The sequence below is a fragment of the Mycobacterium sp. genome, from assembly GCF_052143115.1.
Taxonomy (GTDB): domain Bacteria; phylum Actinomycetota; class Actinomycetes; order Mycobacteriales; family Mycobacteriaceae; genus Mycobacterium.
Window position 1 is genome coordinate 39,705 of the sequence record NZ_JBKQTQ010000053.1, and the last position, 23,707, is coordinate 63,411.

The 23,707-nt window shown below is 66.0% G+C and carries 21 protein-coding genes; 7 read left to right on the plus strand and 14 right to left on the minus strand.

The genetic code is table 11. The features are described from left to right. Window positions 1-15: 15 nt before the first annotated feature. From ACLQI9_RS06150 to ACLQI9_RS06165, 4 genes are all read right to left on the minus strand, one after another. Window positions 16-3,399: a pyruvate carboxylase gene (locus ACLQI9_RS06150; RefSeq protein WP_442382093.1), complete on the minus strand. Its 3,384-nt coding sequence runs from the start codon at window positions 3,397-3,399 to the stop codon at window positions 16-18. 21 nt (window positions 3,400-3,420) lie between these two features. After that, the gene (locus ACLQI9_RS06155) at window positions 3,421-4,014 is read right to left on the minus strand and encodes a vitamin K epoxide reductase family protein (protein ID WP_442382111.1); all 594 of its coding nucleotides are present in this window, start codon (window positions 4,012-4,014) and stop codon (window positions 3,421-3,423) included. Window positions 4,015-4,064: 50 nt separating this feature from the next. After that, the gene (locus tag ACLQI9_RS06160; protein WP_442382094.1) at window positions 4,065-4,823 is read right to left on the minus strand and encodes a DsbA family protein; all 759 of its coding nucleotides are present in this window, start codon (window positions 4,821-4,823) and stop codon (window positions 4,065-4,067) included. Between the two features lie 101 nt (window positions 4,824-4,924). Beyond that, window positions 4,925-6,052 (minus strand): alpha/beta hydrolase, encoded by a 1,128-nt coding sequence (locus ACLQI9_RS06165; protein ID WP_442382095.1) that lies wholly within the window; start codon window positions 6,050-6,052, stop codon window positions 4,925-4,927. Here ACLQI9_RS06165 and ACLQI9_RS06170 point away from each other — a divergent pair. Continuing rightward, window positions 6,051-6,893, plus strand: a complete 843-nt coding sequence (locus ACLQI9_RS06170) for an aldo/keto reductase (protein WP_442382096.1) — start codon at window positions 6,051-6,053, stop codon at window positions 6,891-6,893. The two genes, ACLQI9_RS06165 and ACLQI9_RS06170, sit on opposite strands and share 2 nt — an antisense overlap. Window positions 6,894-6,899: 6 nt before the next feature. Next, complete coding sequence (locus ACLQI9_RS06175) at window positions 6,900-7,745, plus strand: aldo/keto reductase (RefSeq protein ID WP_442382112.1); 846 nt, start codon at window positions 6,900-6,902, stop codon at window positions 7,743-7,745. Here the strand turns inward: ACLQI9_RS06175 and ACLQI9_RS06180 are convergent. The 3 genes from ACLQI9_RS06180 to ACLQI9_RS06190 form a co-directional block, all read right to left on the minus strand. Beyond that, window positions 7,742-8,464, minus strand: coding sequence for an HNH endonuclease family protein (locus ACLQI9_RS06180; protein ID WP_442382097.1), 723 nt, complete (start codon window positions 8,462-8,464; stop codon window positions 7,742-7,744). The two genes, ACLQI9_RS06175 and ACLQI9_RS06180, sit on opposite strands and share 4 nt — an antisense overlap. A 111-nt stretch (window positions 8,465-8,575) precedes the next feature. After that, a complete protein-coding gene (recG, locus tag ACLQI9_RS06185) occupies window positions 8,576-10,795 on the minus strand; it encodes an ATP-dependent DNA helicase RecG (protein WP_442382098.1) in 2,220 nt (739 codons plus the stop codon). Window positions 10,796-10,797: 2 nt separating this feature from the next. Further along, the gene (locus ACLQI9_RS06190; RefSeq protein ID WP_442382113.1) at window positions 10,798-12,456 is read right to left on the minus strand and encodes a DAK2 domain-containing protein; all 1,659 of its coding nucleotides are present in this window, start codon (window positions 12,454-12,456) and stop codon (window positions 10,798-10,800) included. Window positions 12,457-12,730: 274 nt separating this feature from the next. Here ACLQI9_RS06190 and rpmB point away from each other — a divergent pair, with 274 nt between their 5' ends. Next, window positions 12,731-12,925: a 50S ribosomal protein L28 gene (gene rpmB / locus ACLQI9_RS06195; protein WP_325681490.1), complete on the plus strand. Its 195-nt coding sequence runs from the start codon at window positions 12,731-12,733 to the stop codon at window positions 12,923-12,925. A 20-nt stretch (window positions 12,926-12,945) separates the two neighbouring features. Here rpmB and ACLQI9_RS06200 read toward each other — a convergent pair whose 3' ends face one another. The 3 genes from ACLQI9_RS06200 to ACLQI9_RS06210 are packed head-to-tail and all read right to left on the minus strand — an operon-like array spanning window position 12,946 to window position 14,888. Further along, the gene (locus tag ACLQI9_RS06200; RefSeq protein ID WP_442382099.1) at window positions 12,946-13,629 is read right to left on the minus strand and encodes a uracil-DNA glycosylase; all 684 of its coding nucleotides are present in this window, start codon (window positions 13,627-13,629) and stop codon (window positions 12,946-12,948) included. Then, window positions 13,626-13,916 carry a DUF1330 domain-containing protein gene (locus ACLQI9_RS06205; RefSeq protein WP_442382100.1) on the minus strand — a complete coding sequence of 97 codons (291 nt, stop codon included), beginning with the start codon at window positions 13,914-13,916 and terminating at the stop codon, window positions 13,626-13,628. The genes ACLQI9_RS06200 and ACLQI9_RS06205 overlap by 4 nt, the downstream gene beginning before the upstream one ends. A 9-nt stretch (window positions 13,917-13,925) precedes the next feature. Next, window positions 13,926-14,888: a thiamine-phosphate kinase gene (locus ACLQI9_RS06210; RefSeq protein ID WP_442382101.1), complete on the minus strand. Its 963-nt coding sequence runs from the start codon at window positions 14,886-14,888 to the stop codon at window positions 13,926-13,928. 77 nt (window positions 14,889-14,965) lie between these two features. Between ACLQI9_RS06210 and ACLQI9_RS06215 the strand changes: the two genes are divergently transcribed. Then, window positions 14,966-15,493, plus strand: coding sequence for a DUF3515 domain-containing protein (locus tag ACLQI9_RS06215; protein WP_442382102.1), 528 nt, complete (start codon window positions 14,966-14,968; stop codon window positions 15,491-15,493). Here the strand turns inward: ACLQI9_RS06215 and ACLQI9_RS06220 are convergent. From ACLQI9_RS06220 to ACLQI9_RS06230, 3 genes are all read right to left on the minus strand, one after another. Next, entirely contained in the window at window positions 15,490-16,623 is a 1,134-nt protein-coding gene (locus ACLQI9_RS06220) for a D-alanine--D-alanine ligase family protein (protein ID WP_442382103.1), read from the minus strand. The genes ACLQI9_RS06215 and ACLQI9_RS06220 overlap by 4 nt on opposite strands. Before the next feature lie 77 nt (window positions 16,624-16,700). Then, on the minus strand, window positions 16,701-17,702 hold the full coding sequence (locus ACLQI9_RS06225; RefSeq protein ID WP_442382104.1) for an NAD(P)H-dependent glycerol-3-phosphate dehydrogenase: 1,002 nt from the start codon (window positions 17,700-17,702) through the stop codon (window positions 16,701-16,703). Window positions 17,703-17,981: 279 nt separating this feature from the next. Further along, window positions 17,982-19,166: an RNA-guided endonuclease InsQ/TnpB family protein gene (locus ACLQI9_RS06230; protein ID WP_442382105.1), complete on the minus strand. Its 1,185-nt coding sequence runs from the start codon at window positions 19,164-19,166 to the stop codon at window positions 17,982-17,984. 98 nt (window positions 19,167-19,264) lie between these two features. On the opposite strand from ACLQI9_RS06230, the gene cofC reads away from it, so the two are divergent. The 3 genes from cofC (at window position 19,265) to ACLQI9_RS06245 (ending at window position 23,195) form a co-directional block, all read left to right on the plus strand. Then, window positions 19,265-19,921, plus strand: a complete 657-nt coding sequence (cofC, locus tag ACLQI9_RS06235; RefSeq protein WP_442382106.1) for a 2-phospho-L-lactate guanylyltransferase — start codon at window positions 19,265-19,267, stop codon at window positions 19,919-19,921. A 72-nt stretch (window positions 19,922-19,993) separates the two neighbouring features. Then, window positions 19,994-22,192 (plus strand): RNA degradosome polyphosphate kinase, encoded by a 2,199-nt coding sequence (locus tag ACLQI9_RS06240; RefSeq protein WP_442382107.1) that lies wholly within the window; start codon window positions 19,994-19,996, stop codon window positions 22,190-22,192. 100 nt (window positions 22,193-22,292) lie between these two features. Next, the gene (locus ACLQI9_RS06245) at window positions 22,293-23,195 is read left to right on the plus strand and encodes an NUDIX hydrolase (RefSeq protein ID WP_442382108.1); all 903 of its coding nucleotides are present in this window, start codon (window positions 22,293-22,295) and stop codon (window positions 23,193-23,195) included. A gap of 72 nt (window positions 23,196-23,267) precedes the next feature. On the opposite strand, the gene ACLQI9_RS06250 is transcribed toward ACLQI9_RS06245, so the two are convergent. Then, window positions 23,268-23,707, minus strand: a 440-nt coding sequence (locus tag ACLQI9_RS06250) for a DNA-binding protein (RefSeq protein ID WP_442382109.1), incomplete at its 5' end; no start/stop codon positions are given.

Genomic DNA, 23,707 nt, shown 5'->3' on the forward strand with positions numbered 1-23,707 from the left:
TCGTCGCCGGCACGGTCAGGTGAGCACCACCAGCAGATCCCCGCCCTCTACCTGGGCGGTGGCGGACACCGCTACTCGCTCCACGGTGGCGTCGGCGGGCGCAGTGATCGGCGCTTCCATCTTCATTGCCTCGATGGTGGCGATGGTCTGGCCGGCGCTCACCCGGTCGCCGACGGAGACGCCGACGGTGACGACCCCGGCGAAGGGTGCCGCGATGTGGTTGGGGTTGGCCCGGTCAGCCTTCTCCGCGGTCGGAATCGTGCTCGCGATGCTGCGGTCACGCACCTCCACCGGCCGCAGCTGACCGTTGATGATGCACATCACCGTGCGCATGCCGCGTTCGTCGGGCTCGGAGATGGCCTCCAAGCCGATCAGCAGTTCCACGCCGGGCTCCAGTTGCACCCGGTGTTCTTCGCCTTGGCGCAGGCCGTAGAAGAATTGGTTGGCGGACAGCCGCGACGTGTCGCCGTAGCTTTCCCGGTGCGCCTCGAATTCCTTTGTTGGGCCGGGGAATAGCAGCCGGTTGAGGGTGGCTTGGCGTTTCGCGCCAAGCAGTGCGAGGGTGGCCTCATCTTCCGGCGTGAGTTGCTCGACAGGCTTGGCCGGGCCCCGGCCGGCCAGGGCCTTGGTGCGCAGCGGTTCGGGCCACCCACCTGCCGGGTCACCCAGCTCGCCACGCAAGAATCCCAATACTGACTCCGGGATATCGAATCGCCCTGGATCTGCGGCGAATTCGTCTGCACTCAGGCCCGCGCCAACCAACGCCAGCGCCAGATCACCGACCACCTTCGACGATGGCGTGACTTTGATCAGCCTGCCCAGCACCCGGTCGGCACCGGCGTAGGCCTCTTCGACCTCCTCGAACCGATCCCCCAACCCCAGCGCAATGGCCTGCTGGCGCAGATTCGACAATTGCCCACCCGGAATCTCATGGTGATACACCCGTCCCGTCGGGCCGGGCAGCCCAGATTCGAAGGGCGCATAGACCTTTCGCAGCGCCTCCCAGTAAGGCTCCAGTGCGCACACCGCCGACAGCGACAGACCGGTGTCGTACTCCGTGTGCGCGGCGGCGGCGACGATCGAACTCAGCGCCGGCTGGCTGGTCGTTCCCGCCATCGGCGCGGCGGCACCGTCCACTGCGTCGGCGCCCGCCTGCCAGGCAGCCACGTAGCTGGCCAGCTGGCCGCCCGGTGTGTCGTGGGTGTGCACGTGCACGGGCAGGTCGAAGCGACTGCGCAACGCACTGACCAATTGCCGTGCCGCCTGCGGCCGCAGCAATCCGGCCATGTCTTTGATGGCGAGCACATGTGCGCCGGCGTGCACGATCTGCTCAGCCAATTTCAGGTAGTAGTCGAGCGTGTAAAGCTGCTCACCCGGGTCAGACAGGTCGCCGGTGTAGCACATCGCGACTTCGGCTATCGCAGAGCCTGTTTCGCGCACCGCGTCGATAGCTGGACGCATCGACTCAAGGTTGTTCAACGCGTCGAAAATCCGGAAGATGTCGATACCGGTGGCCGTCGCCTCCTCCACGAACGCCGACGTAACCAGCTCCGGATACGGTGTGTAGCCAACGGTATTGCGGCCTCGCAGCAGCATCTGCAGGCAGATGTTGGGCATCGCTTCACGCAGCGCGGCCAGCCGTTCCCAGGGGTCCTCTTTGAGGAAGCGCAGCGCGACATCGTAAGTCGCACCCCCCCAACACTCCACGGACAGCAGCTGCGGCATGGTCCGGGCGATGTAGGGCGCGACCATCACAAGACCGCTGGTGCGTACACGTGTCGCCAGCAGCGACTGGTGGGCATCGCGGAACGTCGTGTCGGTGACGCCTACCGCCGGCGACTCCCTGAGCCAGCGCGCGAAACCCTCAGGCCCCAACTCGACCAGCCGTTGCTTAGAGCCCGGCGGTGGCGCGACCTCCAGATCGACGTCGGGCAGCTTGTCGTGCGGATACACCGTCGACGGTCGTGAGACATGTGGTTTGTTGACGGTGACGTCGGCGAGGTAGTTGAGGATCTTGGTGCCGCGATCGGCCGACGATCGTGCCGTGAGCAGCTGCGGGCGCTCGTCGATGAACGAGGTGGTGATGCGGCCGGCCTGGAAGTCCGGGTCGTCCAGAACCGCCTGCAGGAACGGGATATTCGTCGACACGCCACGGATCCGGAACTCGGCGATCGCGCGCCGTGCCCGGTTCACCGCAGTGTGGAAGTCACGGCCCCGACAGGTCAGCTTGACCAGCATGGAATCGAAGTGTGCGCTGATCTCAGCGCCCAGATTGGTTCCGCCGTCCAGCCGGATGCCCGCCCCGCCCGGGCTGCGGTAGGCGCTGATCCGGCCGGTGTCGGGCCGGAACCCGTTGGCCGGATCTTCGGTGGTGATGCGGCACTGCAGCGCAGCGCCATGCGGCCGGACCGTCTCCTGGCGCAGACCCAAATCGTCGAGGGTCTCACCGGAGGCGATCCGCAGCTGGCTGGAAACCAAATCGACGTCGGTGATCTCCTCGGTAACGGTGTGCTCAACCTGGATACGTGGATTCATCTCGATGAAGACGTGATGCCCGCGCTCGTCCAACAAGAACTCCACGGTGCCCGCACAGCTGTAGTTGATGTGCCGGGCGAAAGCCACTGCGTCGGAACAGATTTTGGCGCGCAACTCCTCAGCCAGGTTGGGAGCGGGGGCCAGTTCGACGACTTTCTGGTGGCGTCGCTGCACACTGCAGTCCCGCTCGTAGAGGTGGATCACGTTCCCGTGAGTGTCGGCCAGGATCTGAACCTCGATATGGCGTGGGTTGATCACCGCCTGCTCGAGGTAGACCGTCGGATCCCCGAACGCCGACTCGGCTTCTCGGCTGGCAGCTTCGATGGCCTCAGGCAGCGCGGCCGGATCGCTGACACGCCGCATCCCGCGGCCCCCGCCGCCGGCCACCGCCTTGACGAACAACGGGAATTGCATGTCCGCGGCGGCGGACACCAGTTCGTCGACAGATGCCGACGGCGCCGACGACCTGAGGACCGGCAGACCGGCCTCGCGCGCGGCCGCGATCGCGCGGGACTTATTGCCGGTCAGCTCAAGCACTTCGGCGCTAGGGCCGACGAATGTGATACCCGCGTCCGCGCAGGAGGCCGCCAGCTCGGGGTTCTCCGACAAGAACCCGTAACCGGGATAAACCGCGTCGGCGCCGGAACGTCGAGCCGTGTCGACGATTTCGTCGACCGAAAGATAAGCCCGCACCGGGTGGCCGATCTCCCCGATTTGGTAGGACTCGTCCGCCTTGAGGCGGTGCACCGAATTCCGGTCTTCGTAGGGATAGACCGCAACGGTGCCGACACCGAGCTCGTAGGCGGCGCGGAACGCACGAATGGCGATCTCGCCGCGATTGGCCACCAACACTTTTGAGATCACGCGCGTCCCTACCTCGGCTGTTTATAGAAGCGTCGACCAATAGTCCCAGAACCGGGCCAGAATCAGCAGAAAGACCGCGGTGAACCACAGCGCGGCAATCGACCAACGCCAACGGCAGAGCTCACGGATCACTGCGCTGTTATGGCTTTCACCGGTTGGCCGGAACGCGACCGCGCTGACCACCACCAACAGCGAGATGGTGGCCACCCACACCACCATGCAATACGGGCACAGGGCCCCGATGCGGTAAAGGCTTTGGAAGATCAGCCAGTGCACGAACGCGGCCCCGACCAGTGTCCCGACTGTCAATCCAACCCAATACCACCGCGGCAGCGGCACTTTCGCCACAGCCAAGACACCGGTGACTGCTACCACAGTGAACCCGGCAATGCCGATGAGCGAATTGGGGAAACCCAGCACCGAGGCTTGTGGCGTCGTCATCACCGAACCGCAGGACACGATCGGGTTGATGTTGCACGACGGCACGAACGACGGGTTGAGCAGGATCTTGATCTTCTCCACGGTCAGCGTGAACGAGGCGATCAACCCGATCACACCGGCTATCAGCACCCACCATGCGCTCGCCGGCGGCACCGTCGCTGCGCGCCGAGACAGCGAAGCTGAATCCTTAACTGGCTCGCCAGTCTGCGCTGACGCCGCGACGGTCACGACGCCGCTGGGGTCGCCGCCGCGTCGAGGCCCGGGACATCGCCGACGATCTCTTTGATCTTGTCCACCAGCGCCTGAGGCGTCGACCATTGGTAGTCCTGGCCGTTGATGTGGATCGTCGGGGTGGCGTGAATCCCGGTGGCTTGGGCCAGTCCATCGACCATCGGCAAGTACTTGCCGCTGTTGACGCAGTCGGGCACCTTGCCGACCACGCCGGCCACGCGGGCATACTCGATCAACTGAGCATCGCTGGGAAATGTCGTGCCGGTTTCGGAGGGCTGCAGGTTGCTGCGGTACAGCGTTGTGTGGAATCGGCGGAAGGCGTCGATCGATTCGTCGGCGACGCAGTAGGCCGCATTGCCGGCCCGCGAGGAGTAATCATCGTTCTGCGGTCTGCTAAGCAGACCCACCATGTAGTAGTCCGCGGCGATCGCGCCGGTGTCGATCAGGTTCGCCACCGTCGCTCCGAATTGTCGCTCGAAGTTCCCACACGCCGGGCAGAGGAAGTCCTCGTAGAACGTCACGACCGCTTTGGGGTCGTGAGTGCCGTCTTTGGTGATCAGCTTGCTCGACGTCACCCGCACCGCGCGTTCGGCACCGGAAATCTTCTTGTTATGCGAGGTCACGATGTAGCCGACCAGGACGACGGCGAAAATCAACACGATCGCGGTAAGCCCGATCCTTACTGCCAGATCGCGTCGGCGCCCGGCGGCATTCAGGTCGTAGCTGGCGGGGCGTTTCGATTTGGCGGCCACGGACTCGCTCACCCTCCGTCGTGTGAATGTCGGCTTTACTGCTCCGACCGCGGCGCGGCCGGTTATCGCGTCTATAGCGTACCGGCGTCAGTAGCTCCAGCTCAGACGCGGCTGAGGTGGGCGCGCAACGCCGAGACCAACTCAGTGGTTGCGATGGCACTGCCACCGCCGAGCGGGAACAGGCTGGCGAAGCCATGAGTCAACGACCCAAAAGAGCGCAAGTCGACGGGCGTGCCGGCTGCGCGCAGCGCCGCCGCGTACCGATTACCCTCGTCGCGCAGCGGGTCGAAGCCCGTGGTCGCGATCAGCGCGGGCGGCAAACCTGACAGCGACTCGGCGAGCAGCGGCGATATCCGCGGATCTGTCGGCTCGAGGTCCGAGTCGCCCAGATATTGGGTCTCGAACCAGTCCATATCGTGCTTGGTCAGCAAAAACCCCTCGGCGAACAGGCTCAACGACCGGGTCTGCGCGGTGAAATCAGTCCGCGGATAGATCAGCCACTGCAGCACCGGCAGGGGACCCGGAGGGTCCTGGGTGGCCCTGTCGTCGCGCGCCAGCTGGGACACCACGGCCGCCAGGTTGCCGCCGGCGCTGTCCCCGCCGACGGCCACTTTGCCGCGTATCGCCCCGAGCTCGCCGGCGTGCTCGTCAGCCCACCGAAACGCCGCATAGGCGTCGTCGATCGCGGCGGGCGCCGGGTGCTCAGGGGCCAGCCGGTAATCGATGGACAGCACATGGACGTCGGCGTCACGGCAGGTCAGCCGGCACAGCGCATCGTGGGTGTCCAAGTCGCCGATCGTCCAGCCGCCGCCGTGGTAGAAGACCAGCACCGGCGACGGCTCGGCGGTCGCCGGGCGGTAGTGCCGAGCTGGGATCTGAACAGCGGGTCCAGGTATCGACAGGTCGCTGACGCCGACGTGCACCTGCGGGCCGGCGAACCCAAGGCAGGTCTCCCGCATCAGAGCACGAGAAGCCACGACGTCGTTACCTACCGCCAAACCCTCGATGCCCATGGCGTGCTGCGCCGACAGCATCAGCTGCAACGTCGGATCCAGCGTATTGCCGTCGATCGAGACCGAGCGGCCCCCGGCAAGCAGTCGCACGGCGCGGGTCGGCACCCACGGAATCACCTTGACACCGACCTTGGTGGCGACGCTCTGCAGCCGACCGGCCCACCCACTCTGCACTTTGAGCTGCAGGTCCGGCGTGCCTGGCAGACTTCGTGTCATGGCTAGTTCCTTAGGCCCCTTGATCCCACTGAACGACGGTAATGGCATTCCCGCCGTCGGATTCGGCGTATTCAAGATCCCGCCCGCAGACACCGAGCAGGCGGTGGGCACCGCGCTGCGCACCGGTTACCGCCATATCGACACCGCGGCGATGTACGGCAACGAACGCGAAACCGGCCGCGCAGTCGCTGCGTCCGGCGTGCCCAGAGACGAACTCTACTTGGTCACCAAGCTGTGGAACGCCGACCAGGGCTACGAGAGCACGCTGGCGGCATTCGACGCCAGCATGCATCGGCTGGGGATCGAATATCTGGACCTTTACCTCGTGCATTGGCCGATGGCGCAGCGGAACAAGTTCGTCGACACCTTCAAGACGTTCGCTCACCTGCGCGATCAGGGCCGGATCCGGTCGATCGGGGTCAGCAATTTCGAACCCGAGCACCTCGACGTCCTTATCGATGCCACCGGGATTGTGCCCGCCGTCAACCAGGTCGAGCTGCACCCGCGGCTGCCGCAAACCGAGTTGCGAAAGGTCCATGCCCGCCTGGGCATCGCGACCGAGGCGTGGGGACCGCTCGGGCGGGGATCGTTGCTGACCCATCCGACCATCACCGGGGTCGCCGAAAGCTGCGGCCGAACGCCCGCCCAGGTTCTGATTCGGTGGCATATTCAGCTCGGTAATATCGTGATCCCCAAGTCAGTGAACCCTAAGCGGATTGCGGGCAACTTCGACGTGTTCGATTTCGAACTCAGCAGCAACGACATGGCGTCTATCTCTTCGCTCGACGACGGCAACCGGCTCGGTCCTGATCCACGAACCTTCGACTTCACAGGCAGGTGAATGACGTTGACCGGCGAGTCGGGCGCCTCGGTCCCCTCCATAGCACTCAATGACGAGAACACGATGCCGTCCCTTGGCCTCGGCGTCGGCGAATTGTCGGACGACGAGACCGAGCGCGCGGTCTCGGCGGCGCTGGAGATGGGGTATCGGCTGATCGATACCGCTTCGGTATACGGCAATGAAGCCGCGGTCGGCCGCGCTATCGCGGCGTCCGGCATCCCGCGCGCGGAGCTGTTCGTCACCACCAAGCTCGCCAACGCCGACCAGGGCCTCACCTCCACCCAGAACGCCTGCAAGGCCAGTCTGGAGCGGCTCGGCCTGGACTACCTCGACCTTTACCTGATCCATTGGCCGGCACCGCAGTTGGGCAAGTACGTGGACAGCTTCGGCGGCCTGATTCAGTTACGCGGCGACGAATACGTTCGGTCAATCGGGGTGTGTAACTTCACCGACGAGCACCTGGAGACGGTCATCGACCTGACCTTCGTTACCCCCGCGGTCAACCAAATCGAGCTGCACCCGCTGCTCAACCAGGCCGAGCTGCGCGCGGCCAACGCCGCGCACGACGTGGTCACCGAGGCCTACAGCCCGCTGGCGGTCGGCAGGTTGCTAGATAACCCGACGGTCGCGTCCGTCGCCGCCGAATACAGCCGCACCCCGGCGCAGGTGCTGATCCGGTGGAGCCTGGAGCTGGGCAATGTGGTGATTCCGCGATCGGCCAAACCCGAGCGCATCGCCGAGAACCTCGACGTCTTCGATTTCGAGTTGGCCGCCGAACACATGGACGCGCTCAACGGGCTCAATGACGGCACCCGGGTGCGCGATGATCCGCTGACCTACACCGGGATCTAGCTCGGCTGTCCGACCGGGCAGGTGGCCGTCGCCTGACGCAATACGTCCGCCGAAGCCTGGTCGACGGGAAGCGCGTAACCGCGCGACACCGCGACGTACTGCATGGCGTACTGACACCAGAACGCTTTGTTGGGCGGCATCCATAAGGCCGGCTGGGAATCGGCCTTGTCCTCGTTTGCCTTTCCGGACACCGCCAGCAGGTTGGCCGGATCGTTGGCGAACCGCACCCGTTCGGCAATCGGCCAGCCGTAGGCCCCCATGTCCCAGGCCAGCGCCAGCGGCACGATGTGGTCGATCTCCACCGCCGCGCCGACCCCGGCGCCACGGTGAAAGTTGATGGTGGCGTTGGTGTACGGGTCGCGCAGGATGCCGGTTTCGACGGCGTCGGGGCACCGTTTGATCCGCACATACGTCTTGTCGACGAGGTCGCGGTTGAGAATATCGTCGCGGGTGTCGCATCCGTTGTGCCCGCCGGGCGCGTCGGTCTCGTCGGTCCAGGCGTCGCCGAACGCCGGACGACGGTAGTCATAGCGACGGATCCTGGCCGGCACCAACACGATTCCGCGTAGCACGTCGACACCGGGCTGCACGGTGGGAACGTCGGCTCGCGCCGCGAACTCCCGGGCGCGGTCTCCCGCCGACGTGGCCACCACCTGATAGGCGACCAGTACCGCGAGCACCGCGATCGCCGACAACCACAGCAGCGTTCTGCGATTCATATGCGCCGCTCCTCCGCATCGCCACGCTCAGCATCGCCACGCTCTGTATCGCGGCTGGCGGTCATATGCGCCGCTCCTCAGCATCGCCACGCTCTGTATCGCGGCTGGCGGTCATGACTTATCCAAGTATGCGATGCGCTCGGTTCCGATGAATGGTGCTGCGAGTAGGCCCAATCCGGGATGCGCGGACTCGTCGTCGTAGACCTGCTCGCAGAAGTCCCGGGCCGCCTCGATCACATGCTGGTGATCGATCAGCGACAGCAGTTGTAGCGTGATCGCACGGCCGGACTGGCTGCGGCCCAGCACATCTCCTTCTCGGCGCTCCCTGAGATCCAAGTCGGCCAGAGCGAACCCGTCGAGCGTCCCGGCGACGGCATTCAGTCGCCGGCCTGCCCGGGAATCCGGCGCCACCCAGCTCGCCAGTAGACATAGGCTCGCATGCGCGCCCCGACCAATGCGGCCGCGCAATTGATGCAACTGGCTGATCCCGAACCAGTCGGCGTCCATAACCAGCATCACGGTCGCGTTCGGGACGTCAACGCCGACTTCAATGACTGTGGTGCACACCAGCACATCGATCTCACCGGCGCGAAACGCCGTCATCACGGCATCCTTCTGCTCCGCGGACAGCCGGCCATGCATGAGTCCCAGTCGTAGACCGGCGAGCTGGTCACGGCGCAGCCCGGCGAATAGCTCTTCAGCTGTCGCCGATGGCCTTCCACCGTTTTCGGTCTCGCCGCCGTTGTCGGAATCGTCGATCCGCGGCGCCACCACGTAGGCCTGACGCCCGTCGGCAACCTCCTCGATGATGCGCCGCCAGGCCCGGTCCAGCCATGCCGGCTTGTCCTTGACGAAGATGGCGCTGGTGGTGATCGGCTGCCGACCGCGGGGAAGCTCACGCAGCGTCGAAGTCTCCAGGTCGCCGTAGACGGTGAGCGCCACTGTCCGCGGTATCGGCGTCGCCGTCATCACCAGCAGATGCGGTGTAATCCCGGCAGGGGCCTTGGCCCGCAACTGGTCTCGTTGCTCGACGCCAAACCGATGCTGCTCGTCGACGACGACGATGCCGAGCTGGTGAAATTCGACCGCGTCTCGCAGCAGCGCGTGGGTGCCCACCACGATGCCGACCTGGCCGCTGGTGATCTCGCCGCGAACCTGTTTTTTCTGGGCCGCCGACATCGAGCCGGTGAGCAGCGCCACTCGCGTGGCGTTGTCAGCACCGCCGAGCTGGCCGGCCATCGCCAGTGGCCCAAGCACATCGTTGATCGACTGGAGATGTTGTGCGGCAAGTACTTCCGTCGGCGCCAACAGTGCACACTGGTAGCCGGCATCGACCATCTGCAGCATTGCCAGCACCGCTACGATCGTCTTGCCCGACCCCACCTCGCCTTGCAGCAGCCGGTTCATCGGGCGGGTCGAGCCCAGTTCGGCGGAAAGCACCTCCAGCACCTCGTGCTGGCCGGCTGTCAACTCGAATGGCAAGCACTGCAAGAGTTCTTGCTTGAGCCCATCCGAACGCATTGACGCCGCCGGCCCAGACTGGGCCAGTTCGCCGTGGCGACGGCTCACCAGCGCCCACTGCAGCCCGACGGCCTCGTCGAACGTCAACCGTTCTCGGGCACGCCGGCGGTCGGCATCATTTTCGGCCAGGTGGATGGCGCGCAGCGCCTCATCTTCGGAGACCAGATTGTGCTTGGCGCACAGCGCTTTCGGCAGTGGGTCGGCCACCGGGTCGAGGACCTCGAGCACCTGACGCACGCAGTTGAAGATGTCCCAGCTCTGCAGTTTGGTGCTGGCCGGATAGATCGGATAGAAGCGGCGTTCGAACGCCTCTTGCAACACCTCGCCGCTGACAGCCTGCGAGGCGTCGGCGATGTTGCGCAGCGACCGGCTGCCGCGGTTCCTGCCGTCCGGGGAGTCGAGGATAAGGAACGCCGGATGCGTCAGTTGCATTGCGCCGCGGAAGAACCCAACCTCGCCGGAGAGCATCACCTTGGTGCCCTTGGTTAGCCCCTTCTTGAGGTAGCGAGGGTTGAAAAACGTGGCGGTGACCTTGCTGCGCCCGGAGCCGAGGGTGACGCGCAATATCTTGTCTCTCGGGCGATTTCTGATCGGCTTCTCAACCACATCGGCGATCTCGTCGACGAGCGTGACGTGCTCACCTTCGGCCGGCCGCTCGTCGGCGGCGCCGCGCACGCTGGTGCCCTCGACGTAGCTGCGTGGGTAGTGGCGAAGCAGGTCGTCGACGGTGCGGATGCCGAACACCTCGTCGAGCGGGTTCGCGGCTTTGGCGCCGACGATGTAATCCAGGCGGTCGCTCAGCGTCACCATGGCTACTCGACCCCGATCAGCAGCGCGTCGCCGCGGTGCCCGGTGTGGTAGGTCACCAGCTCGGTTCCCGGGTGGCGGTCGTGCACGTGGGCTTGCAGCCTGTCGCTCACTGCCGTCGCATCGACGTGCCGGTCGATGTCGGCGCCCACCAGCACCGTCACCAGTTCACCCCCGGCGGCCAACAGCAAATCGATCAGGCCGATTGCCGCCGACGCGACGTCGGGGGCCACGATCAGCACCTCGTCGCCCGCGATGCCCAGCCCGTTGCCGGGTTCACAGGCACCGGCCCAGGTCAACGCTGTTTCGGTCGCGATGCGCACCGATCCATGCTTGGCGGCGCCGGCGGCGCGCGCCATCGTGTAGCCGTCGTCGACGGCTTGCCGGCCCGGTTCGTGTACCGCGAGCGCAGCCAGCCCCTGCACCATCGATCCGGTCGGCAGCGGCACCACGTCGATGCCCCACCCGATCGCAGCCGTGCAGCCGGCCACCAGTTCCTCGGCGGCCAGGTAGCCGTTGGGCAACACCATCACCTGCGCGGCTTCGGTATCTACCACGGCACGCAGCAGCTGCTGGGCGCTGATGGCCGTCATCGGGTCGGCGACGTGTGGGCCGGGACGCACCACGCAGGCCCCCTCGCCGGCGAACAACTCCGCGGCGCCGTCGCCGTCGACGACCGCCAACACCGCGCGTTCCCGGGTCCAGCTGCCGGGCGGCAGCCCGCTGGCGGCGCCGGTCAGCGCGGAGATCTGGATCCGCCGCGGATTGCCGAACGCCAGACCCGCTTCGACGGCGGCCCCGGCGTCGTCGGTGTGGACATGGACCGAGTAACCGCCAACCACGCCGGACGTCGCGATGGCCACCGACTCACCGAGCTCATCGAGCCGCTCGCGCAGCAGATCAGCGCCCTCGGTGTCGCACCCACCCAGCAGGTACATCACCTCGAATTGCGGCGCAGGGGGTTGCGCGGCGGGCTCTGCGGTTTGGCGACGCGGTGACGGCTCATACAACGTGCGGCTGGGCGCTTGGCCGATGATCGTCGAGCGCAACGCGTCGAGGAGGACCAGCAGACCCCGCCCACCAGCGTCGACCACCCCGGCATCGCCCAGCACGTCAAGCTGCTCGGGGGTCTTCTCCAATGCGACCACCGCGGCGTCGCCGGCGGCGGTGATCGCCCGGGCCAGCCCCTCCCCGGCGCTCTGCTCGACGGCATCGGCGGCCGCCCGCAGCACCGAGACGATCGTCCCGGAGACCTCCTGGCCGCCCATCGAGGTGACAACCAGATCAACGCCGCGGTGCAGCGCCGCGCCGAGCAGCGCCCCGTCGATGACCTGCAGTTCGGCACCGGATTTGGCGGCGGCGTCGGCGGTGACGTCGGCGATACCCCGCAGGATCTGCGACAGAATCACCCCGGAGTTGCCGCGTGCACCGTTCAGCGCGCCCGCCGACAGGGCGGCCGCCACCCGGACGACGTCGCCAGGACCGGCCTTGGAACTAGCAACGGCGTTGGCCTCGGCTAGCGCCGAACGCATGGTGAACAACATATTGACACCAGTGTCAGAATCGGCGACCGGGAACACGTTGAGCCGATTGATCTCGTCGATGTGGGTGATCAGGTCACCAACGGCCGTGTGCGCCCAGTCACGCAGTGCCGGCGCGTCCAATGCGCGATCCGGTCCAGCCAGCCCCGACCCCACCTAAAACCCACCTCCTCACGCCGCCATCGGTGGGCGCCAGCCTATCTATTGCGGCCGACAGCACAGGTCACATGGCGCCCGGCGCGTGTTGATCGTTTTGGCGGTTCGGCCCGGCGGCGGCTATCCTGGCCAGGTCGCCGGGCCACCCGTGAGGTCGCGAGCTGCGACGATGCAGGCCTGAAGGGCCTGAGGAGGAGCAGGGCAATTAGCCCATGGCCCCAGAGCTTTGAGGAGTTTAGGTATGGCTGCCGTCTGCGATATCTGCGGAAAGGGCCCGGGCTTCGGCAAGTCGGTGTCGCACTCCCATCGCCGGACCAGCCGTCGGTGGGATCCCAACATCCAGAGCGTGCGCGTTGCCACCCGCCCCGGGGGTAACAAGCACCGCGTCAACGTCTGCACGTCGTGCATCAAGGCCGGTAAGGTCACCCGCGGCTAAGGGATAGCGCGGCTGCAGCATTACGGCAGGCGCCAGTCAATCGGTTCGGCACCCATCCCGACCAGCAGCTCATTGGCGCGGCTGAACGGGCGGGAACCGAAAAATCCCCGCGACGCCGAAAGCGGCGAGGGATGCGGCGACTCGATCGAGACACACTCACTGCCCGCCAGCATCGGCTTCAGCGTCGAGGCGTCGCGGCCCCACAAAATAGCCACCATGGGCTGCCGGCGGTCCACCAGAGCGCGAATCGCGCACTCGGTGACGGCCTCCCAGCCCTTGCCCCGGTGAGACGCCGGGTTGCCCGGCCGGACCGTGAGCACGCGGTTGAGCAGCAGCACTCCACGCTCTGCCCACGGCGTGAGGTCGCCGCAGGAGGGCGCCGGATAGCCCAAGTCACTGGCATATTCGGCGAAGATGTTCTCCAGACTTCTCGGCAGCGGCCGTACAGCTGCGGCCACTGAGAAGCTCAGGCCAACAGCATGCCCTGGCGTCGGGTACGGGTCCTGACCCACAATCAGCACCCGGACCTGGTCGAACGGAAAAGAAAACGCGCGCAACACATTCGGTCCAGCCGGCAGGTAACCTCGGCCGTCTGCGATCTCCGTGCGCAGAAATTGACCCATCTTGGCCACCTGCTCCACGACGGACTCCAGTGCACTGGCCCAACCGTCCTCGACGAGTTCACGCAACGGCCGCGCGGTCACGCCAGCCCCTTCGCCAACAGCACCACGCTGTCCGCACCCTTACGGCGATCCTTTGAAATTTCTTGATAGTCAGGAGATTCCGACCACAGACGGAATGCCGCCTCGTCGGGAAAGGACATCAACACGACCTTGTCCCGGTCCCACTGGCCCTCAACCACTTGCGGGGATTCGTCGGCAACCAACAACGTTCCAGGGTGACGACGGAAGACATCCATGAATCGCGTCTGGTACCGGTCGTAGGCGGCGCGGTCGGTGAACCGCAACTGGGCGATGGCGTAGACGGTCACCGGGTCACCCTAACGACTGAAGGACTGCCAGCCGGCGTATCCGTGCCACTCTGCGCCGTCGACGAGCACTCGCGCCGGCCCCTCGAGCACACGCCCGATCACCCGCCATCCGGCGGGAACCGGTCCGGCGAACGCCGCGACCAGGGCATGGTCCTCTCCCCCGGCAAGCACCCACGTCCACCCGTCGACCCCTGCGGCTTCGGCAGCACTTAGCAGTGCTTCGCGATCGGCGCTCAGCGCTTCGGTACTCAGGTCGACGCACACGCCGGACGCCTCGGCCAGGTGTCGCAGGTCGCCGACCAGGCCGTCGGAGACGTCGATCATCGCCTGAGCACCAGCCTCGGCAGCCGCGCGACCCTGCCCGTAGGGCGGTTGCGGCACCAAGTGGTGACGCCGCAACTCGTCGAACCCATCAATATCGTTGTGCCACAGGTCATATCCGGCAGCAGAGTGTCCCAGCCGACCGGCGACGGCGATTCGCGAGCCGGGTCGCGCCCCGGACCGCAACACCGGCGCCCGACCGGCAAGGTCGCCCAGCACGGTCATTGACACCGCCCATTTCGGGCTGCTGACCAGATCCCCGCCGACAATGCCGGCGCCAATCCGCCCGGCCTCGTCCCACATCCCGTCTGCCAGCGCCTTGACCTGTGCGGTCGGCGTCTCGGGCGGTGCGCCGAAGGCGACAACGAACGCGGTGGCCCGTCCGCCCATCGCTTCGATGTCAGCGGCGTTCTGTGCGACGGCTTTACGGCCGACATCGTGCGGTGTCGACCAGTCCAGCCGGAAGTGTCGGCCCTCGATGAGCATGTCCGTCGACACCGCGACGCGACCGTCGGCGGCCATCACCACAGCAGCGTCGTCACCCGGTCCGACAGCGACCGCGTCCGGCTGGCGCCGATCCCGGGTCAGCCCTTCGATCACGCCGAATTCGCCAACGTCGCCCAGCGTGGGATCAGAGTCGCCGCTGCCCACATCACCTCCGGTAAGTTCGTCTCCGCTGACTTCGCGAGTGTAAGTGCGAATCGACAGGCTGAGCAGAAGGTGAAGCGATGGCCGACTCGGAGGGGCCGCCGCGGGCGGTGCTGATCGCCGCAGTGGTGCTAGCGGTCGGTGCCATCAGCGTCATTCTGGCGATCGCGGCCACCCGCCATCCGCCGCTGCAACCAGTGGCCATCGCGGCTGTGCCCGCCCCCCGCGCGCAGGATCCCGCATGTCGGGCAGTACTGGAAGCGCTGCCGCAGCGGCTCGGCGACTATCAGCGCGTCCCCATCGCGCAGCCGACGCCCCCGGGCACCGCCGCCTGGCGGGCCGCAAGCGATGGCGAGCCGGTGGTGTTGCGGTGTGGCCTCAACCGCCCGGCCGACTTCGTCGTCGGTTCGCCAATCCAGCTCGTCGACCGGGTGCAGTGGTTTGAGGTTCGCCAAGATGACCGATCAACCTGGTACACGGTCGACCGAACCGTCTATGCGGCGCTCACGCTGCCGTCGGGATCTGGCCCGACGCCGATCCAGCAGCTTTCCGACTTGATTGACCACACCTTGCCGGCGGTGCCGATCAGCCCGACGCCGCCCGGTTAGCGCAGACCCGTCCCGCGCGCCAGCGCCGTTTCAACCATGGCCGCCAACAAGGTTGGATAATCCACGCCGCTGGCCGCCCACATCCGCGGGTACATCGAAATCGTGGTGAACCCGGGCATTGTGTTGACCTCATTGATCATTGGCCCGTCATCGGTGAGGAAGAAATCGACCCGGGCCAGTCCTTGACAGTCGATCGCCTTGAACGCCCGGATCGCCAACTCCCGCACCGCATCACTCACGTCGTCGTCGACCTTGGCGGGCACGTCCAGTTCGGCGGCGTCGTCGAGGTATTTGGTCGCGAAGTCATAAAAGGAGTCTTCGCGTCCGCGCACCCCGGCCACCCGGATCTCCCCGACGGTGCTGGCTTGCAGTGTCCCGTCAGCGAATTCGAGCACGCCACATTCCAACTCGCGGCCGACAACCGCAGCCTCGACGATCACCTTCGGGTCGTGCTGACGGGCATGGGCGATGGCCGCGGGTAGCTCATCCCAGCTGGTCACCCGGCTCACTCCGATCGACGAGCCGCCCCGCGCCGGTTTGACGAAGACCGGCAACCCAAGTCGCTCGCGCGGGCCAACGTCGAGCGTCGGCTGCGACGGCCGCAGCACCTCATAGGCGCCGACCGGAAGGCCCTCGGCAACCAGCAGCTTCTTGGTGAACTCCTTGTCCATCCCCGCCGCGCTGGCCAATACCCCGGCGCCGACGTAGGGCACGCCGGCGAGTTCGAGCAGGCCCTGGATGGTGCCGTCTTCCCCGTAGGGTCCGTGCAAAACCGGGAAGACCACGTCGACGGACGCCAGCACCTCCGCCCCACCGGGCGACAGCGATACCAGTTGGCCGGCCCGCTGCGGATCGGCGGCCAGGGCCAGCTCGGTGCCCGACTCGGAGCTCACCCCCGGCAGCTGCCGATTGGTAATCGCCAGCGCGTCGGGGTCGCCGTCGGTCAGCACCCACGAGCCGTCCGGCGTGATGCCAACCGCGACCACGTCGAACCGCTCCGGATCGAGATTGCGCAAAATGCTGCCCGCCGAGACACAGGAAATGGCGTGCTCGTTGCTGCGACCGCCGAACACGACGGCGACGCGGATGCGGCCGCGATCGGTCGTCTTGGAGGGGAAGCGGGCACTCACAACCTAGAGAGGCTACCGCCTGGGTGCTCCGGTGCTGGTTACCACGAGGTTAGCTCCACCGTTACCCGCAGCCTGGCTCATTCCGGCTTCGTGCTGCGTCCCAAGAGCAGAACCACCGCCTGGTCGACCGACAACCCCTTGTGACAGACCCGGTGCACCGCGTCGGTCAGCGGCATCTCGACGTCATAACTCGAGGCCAGCGCCAGCACCGACTCGCACGACGTCACTCCCTCGACGACATGGCCGCCGCGGGCCTGCTGCGCAGACTCCATCGTCTGGCCAAGCCCCAGAGATTCGCCGAACGAGCGGTTACGCGAGCGGGGTGAGGTGCAGGTAGCCACCAGATCGCCCACCCCGGCCAGGCCTGCCAGTGTTGTGCCTTTAGCCCCGACCGCTATCCCGAACCGCATGATCTCCGCCAGGCCGCGGGTGATGATCGCGGCCGCGGTGTTTTCACCGAGGCCCACCCCGGCCGCCATCCCGCAGGCCAGCGCGATCACGTTCTTGCATGCGCCGCCGATCTCGGTGCCGATCAGGTCGGCATTGGTGTACGGGCGAAAGTATCCGGTGTTCAGCATGCGCTGCAGGGCAACCGCGCGCCCGGAATCGCTGGACGCGATGACGGTGGCAGCGGGTTGCTCGTCGGCGATCTCGCTGGCCAAGTTCGGCCCGGAAATGACCGCGACCTGCGACGGGTCGACACCGGTCACGGCAACGACGACCTGGCTCATCCGCATCAGCGTGCCTAACTCGATGCCCTTGGCCGCGCTGACCAGGGTCGCACCCTCGGCGAACAGACCTTTCCACCGTTCGAGATTGGTCCGCATCGTCTGCGCCGGCACCGCCAGCAGCACCGTCGACGCCCCGGTGAGTGCTTGAGCCGCGTCACCGGTGGCCCGAATACCCGGCGGCAACTCGACGCCAGGCAAGTAGTCGGGGTTGCACCGGCTGGCGTTGATTTCGGCGGCGACCTCGGACCGCCGCGCCCACAGCGTGACCTCGCCGCCAGCGTCGGCGAGCAATTTGGCGAGCGCCGTACCCCATGCGCCGGCCCCCATCACCGTTGTCTTGCTGGCCATGCTCTGCCTTCATACCCCGTCTCGTCGATGCGTTAACTGCAGCGCTCCACCGTAGCCCAGCGACGATGCAGATCGCCTAGCGATCTTTAACGTCTCCCCGCTTGCGGCACGTGAGTATCACCGCTTGAGGGGCATCTGGCAATCAAGTCGAGCGCAGCCACCTGAGGGGGCCATGGACCGCGAGAGCGCCGCACACATGCACAAAGAGAGAAACTGGCAGGATGGCTTTTTGACGTCCTCCCCCGGCTGAAGCCGAAGGATTTCAACCCACCCACTTACCTATGCGGCGGGAGAGCTGAGTTGAGGTTCACGGTTCGCAGACCGGCTAGCGCCGAGGTCTCCCCGTGCTGTCACCGCCCGTCCGGCGGCGATGTTGCGTGCAGCGTTCACGTCGGCGTTGCACGGACCCGTGTTACAGACCTCGCACTCGAAAACCGCTTGGCTCTTGCGGTTTTGGGGTGCGACGTGCCCGCATGCGGAGCATCGTTGCGACGTGTACGCGGCCGGGATTTGCTCGACCCGACCGTAAGCCTTGTGCTGCAAACGCGCGGCGAGCACACCCCAACAGCTTGTGCTGATGGCCCGGTTCAGTCCACGTTTTTGGGCCACGCGCACACCCGGTTGCGCCACAGTTCCCCGCGCGGTGTGTGTCATCATGCGCACGTCGAGGGCCTCGATCCGGATCGTATCGAAGCGCCGCGCGATGTCAGTGGTGGCATTTTCGACCCAGTCTTTGCGTCGGTCGGTCTCCCGCGCTTTCAGCTTCGCGATCGCCAGCTTCGTGCGAGCTCGCCGGTTCGAGCCGCGCTTGGCGCGGGCGAGCCGCTGCTGCAGTACCTTCAACCGGTTAGCCTCACCGCAGCTCAGACCAGGAACGCGCAGCAGTTCACCGGTCGACAAGGCCGCCGACACTACAACGCCACGGTCGATACCGACCACGCTGCCCTCACCCGGACCAGCGATCGGACTAGGGATATGTGCGAACCCGATATGCCAGCGGCCAGCCCGATCGCGGGTAACCCGGTAGGACTTCAGGCCCTCGGGGACCGGCCGCGACAGACGGAAACGCACCCAACCCACCTTAGGCACCCAGACCTGACCGAACCGGCGGTTCAGACGCTCGACGTGATGCAGTTTCAGCCCGACCTGCCGGAATCCCTCATGCACGCCGGCTTTGCGCCACGTCGGCCGGCGGTGCGTTCCAGTGAAAAAGTTGCGCATGGCCTGGGCGAAGTCCCGCAATGCTTGCTGCTGCACGGTCTGCGAGCCAGACGCCAGCCAGTCATGCTCCGCGCGGGCGGCGGTCAACTGAGCACACTGCTCGCTATAGCCGGGCGCATGACGTCCGGGCTGCCAATGCTGTTGCTGCTCGACGGCCAGATTCCACATATATCGGGCGTGACGACAATGCTCCGCCAGCATGGCCGCCTGCGCGGCAGTAGGAAGCAGCCGATATCGCGACACCCTCGCAACGTAACCGCTACCACCGACAAGCCACCGAAAGGAGACGCGGCTGTTTTTCCCCTGGCCCAAGCCTGGGGTTCCCATGCCGCAAGTAACGTATGAGCGGCAGCCGAGCCGACGCCGGCGGCGATGTCGGCTTGATCGTCGCCGTCAAGCGACTGGCCGCCGCCAAGACCAGGCTCGCGCCGGTGTTTTCCGCGCAGACGCGGGAGACCGTGGTACTGGCCATGCTGATCGACACCCTCACCGCCGCGGCGAGGGTCGGGTCCGTGCGCCACATCACCGTCATCACGCCCGACGACACCGCGGCAGCCGCGGCGAGCCAACTCGGCGCCGAGGTGCTGGCCGATCCCACGCCAGAAGGTCACCCCGACCCGCTGAACAACGCGATCGCGGCCGCCGAGCGGGTGGTGGCCGAATCAGTGTCCAATATCGTGGTGCTGCAAGGGGATCTACCGGCATTGCAGACGCAGGAACTCGCCGAGGCGATCGCCGCGGCACGACACCACGAACGGAGTTTCGTCGCCGACCGGCTCGGCACGGGTACCGCGGCGCTGTGCGCATTCGGAGCTGCGCTCGACCCACAGTTCGGGCCGGATTCTTGCGCGCGGTATCGGCGTTCGGGCGCGATCGAGCTCACCGGGGCATGGCCTGGATTGCGCTGTGATATCGACACACCCGATGACTTGGCGGTCGCGCGCCGTCTCGGGATGGGTCCGACGACCGGTCGGGCTATCGCCGGCGTGCGTCGGTAACGACGGGTAAACGGCTCCTCAACGGCGGATGGACGTCATCTAGTCGGTAGCAGCATCACCCAGTGATGGGGAATGATCACTAGGGTGACCGAAATCGAAGCCGCGGACGTTACGACGACCTCAGCCGAAGCGCGGCCCGACGGGCCCGCATGGCGACAGGACGGCCCACCGCCGGCCGCACCGCCCGCTGCCACGGCGGCTCTAGTAGAGGACGAACTCCCCGAGCACCGCTACCTGAACCGCGAACTGAGCTGGCTGGACTTCAACGCTCGCGTACTGGCGCTGGCCGCCGACACCTCACTGCCGTTGCTAGAGCGGGCGAAGTTTCTGGCGATCTTCGCCTCCAACCTCGACGAGTTCTACATGGTTCGCGTCGCCGGCCTGAAGCGACGCGACGAGATGGGTCTCTCGGTGCGCTCCGCGGATGGCCTGACCCCGCGCGAGCAACTGCGTCGCATCGGCGAGCAGACCCAGCAGATCGCCAGCCGGCACGCGGAGGTGTTCCTCGACTCGGTGCGGCCCGGGTTGGCCGAGGAAGGTATCCACGTCGTCACGTGGACCGATGTGGACCAGGCTGAGCGCGACCGACTCGCGACGTACTTCAACGAGCAGGTATTCCCCGTCCTGACTCCGCTGGCCGTCGACCCCGCTCACCCGTTTCCGTTCGTCAGCGGCTTGAGCCTGAACCTGGCGGTCACGGTTAGGCAGCCGGAGGACGGTGGCCAGCACTTCGCCCGAGTCAAGGTGCCCGACAACGTCGATCGTTTCGTTGAGCTCGACGCGAGGCCAGGCGACGACGACAAGGAAGTCCGCTTCTTGCCGATGGAGGAGCTGATCGCGGCCTTCCTCCCGACGCTGTTTCCGGGCATGGAAATCGTCGAGCACCACGCGTTCCGCATAACTCGCAACGCCGATTTCGAGGTCGACGAAGATCGCGACGAGGATCTCCTGCAGGCGCTCGAGCGGGAGCTGGCGCGTCGACGGTTCGGGTCCCCGGTGCGCCTCGAGGTGGCCGACGACATGACCGAGCACATGTTAGAGCTGCTGCTGCGTGAACTCGACGTGCATCCCGGCGACGTCGTCCAAGTGCCGGGGCTGCTCGATCTCTCCTCGTTGTGGCAGATTTACGGCGTCGACCGGCCGGCACTGAAGGATCCTGCATTCGTTCCGGACACCCCCCCGGCATTCGCCGATCGGGAAACGCCGAAGAGCATTTTCGCGACCCTGCGCGAGGGGGACGTGTTGGTGCATCATCCTTATGACTCGTTCTCCACTAGCACGCAACGCTTTATCGAGCTGGCTGCCGCCGATCCCAACGTGCTGGCGATTAAACAAACGCTGTACCGCACATCCGGTGATTCACCGATCGTTCGGTCGCTGATCGAAGCCGCCGCAGCCGGCAAGCAAGTAGTGGCATTGGTCGAAATCAAGGCGCGGTTCGACGAACAGGCCAACATCAAGTGGGCGCGCGCACTCGAGCAGGCGGGAGTCCATGTGGCCTACGGCCTCGTCGGCCTGAAAACGCATTGCAAGACTTGTCTAGTGGTGCGCCGGGAAGGCTCGACGATCCGGCGGTACTGCCATATCGGGACCGGCAACTACAACAGCAAGACGGCACGGCTCTATGAGGACATCGGCCTGCTGACCGCCGCCCCCGACATCGGTGCCGATTTGACCGATCTGTTCAACACGCTGACCGGCTATTCGCGCAAGCTGTCGTACCGCAACCTGTTGGTCGCACCGCACGGAATTCGAAAAGGCATCATCGAACGCGTCGACCGGGAGATCTCGGCTCACCGCGAAACCGGCAACGGGCGCATACGGCTCAAGATGAACGCGCTTGTCGACGAGCAGGTCATCGATGCGCTCTACCGCGCATCGCAAGCCGGGGTGCGCGTGGAGGTCGTGGTGCGCGGAATTTGCGCACTGCGCCCCGGCGTCGAGGGCTTCTCCGAAAACATTTCCGTGCGCTCGATTCTGGGCCGGTTCCTGGAGCACTCGCGGATCATTCATTTCCACGCCATCGACGAATTCTGGATCGGCAGCGCGGACATGATGCACCGCAACCTGGATCGGCGGGTCGAGGTGCTGGCTCAGGTGAAAGACCCCCGACTGACCGCACAGCTGAACGACATCTTCGAGTCGGCGCTGGATCCAGCTACCCGCTGCTGGGAACTGGGGCCGGAAGCACAGTGGACCGCGTCTCCAAAAGCGGGCCACACGGTTCGCGACCACCAGGTATCGCTGATGGAGCGACACAGGAACGCGTGAGGCCACCTGTACCATGGCGACGATGTCAATCAGGCGCGAAGGTACGAATTGACTTGCAAGGGTTACGGTGCCGACTCCTATCTGGTCGGATGATCTGAGTGTGAGCGGGAAAATCATTTGGGCCGCCGGTGCGGTGCTCTGGCGACCCAGCGCCAGTCAGTCGGTCGAGGTGGCGGTCATCCATCGTCCTCGCTACGACGATTGGTCGTTACCCAAAGGCAAAATGGATCCTGGTGAAACCGAACCAACAACCGCGGTCCGAGAAATCTTCGAGGAAACCGGTCACCGTGCACAACTTGGTCGCCGCCTTCACAACGTGAGCTATCCGGTCGACCAGGGTGTCAAGAGGGTTCGCTACTGGGCGGCGCGCAGTTTGGGCGGAGAATTCACCCCCGGACGGGAGGTCGACGATCTGATCTGGCTGCCGACCTCCGACGCGATCGAGAAGGTGTCCTACTCACACGATCGAAAGGTCTTGCGCCGGTTCGCCAAATTCCCGGCCGACACCCAGACCGTACTAGTGGTCCGGCACGGCACCGCGGGCAGCAAGTCCCGATTCTCCGGTGACGACAAAATGCGACCGTTGGACAAGAAGGGCCGTGCGCAGGCCGAGGCACTCGTAGGGCAGCTATCGGCCTTCCGCCCCACCGATGTCTATGCCGCCGATCGCGTGCGCTGCCACCAGACAGTGGAACCGCTGGCCGAGGAGCTCGGCGTCGTCATCGGCGATGAGCCGACGCTGACCGAAGAGGCGTACGCCGACAACCCTAAACGCGGTCGACGGCGGGTTCTGCAGATCGCCGGCTCGCACGGCACACCGGTGATCTGCACGCAGGGCAAGGTGATTCCGGACCTGATCACGTGGTGGTGTGAACGCGACGGGATACTTCCGGACAAGTCCCGCAACCGCAAGGGCAGTACGTGGGTGCTGTCGCTGGCTGACGGCCGTCTGCTGGCAGCCGACCACATCGGCAGTGCGCTGGCCGCCAACGTCGTGACCTAGCACGCAGATTCGCCACGGGCGCCTCGAGAGAGCCGGCCCCGCGGCGAATCTGTGTGTTGAACTGGTTAGCGCCTACCGGCGGCCGCGACGGGCCGCGGCCTTCTTGGCCGGCGCCTTGGTGGCAGCCTTCTTGACGACAGCCTTCCTAACGGCCTTCTTCGCCACGGCCTTCTTCACGGCTTTCTTCGCCACGGCCTTCTTCACGGCCTTGCGGGCCACGGCCTTCTTCACGGCTTTCTTCGCCACGGCCTTCTTCACGGCCTTGCGGGCCACAGCCCTCGTGGTGGCCTTCTTCACCACGGCCTTCTTCACGGCCTTGCGGGCCACAGCCCTCTTGGCGGCCTTCTTCACCACGGCCTTCTTCACGGCCCCGCCCGCGACGACACCTCGCTTCACTGCTGGTCCTTCCGCTGGGAGGCGCTGTGCGCCAGAGACAACCGCTTTGAATTGTGCGCCCGGCCGGAACGCCGGCACGGACGTTGGCTTGACCTTCACCGTTTCGCCGGTGCGAG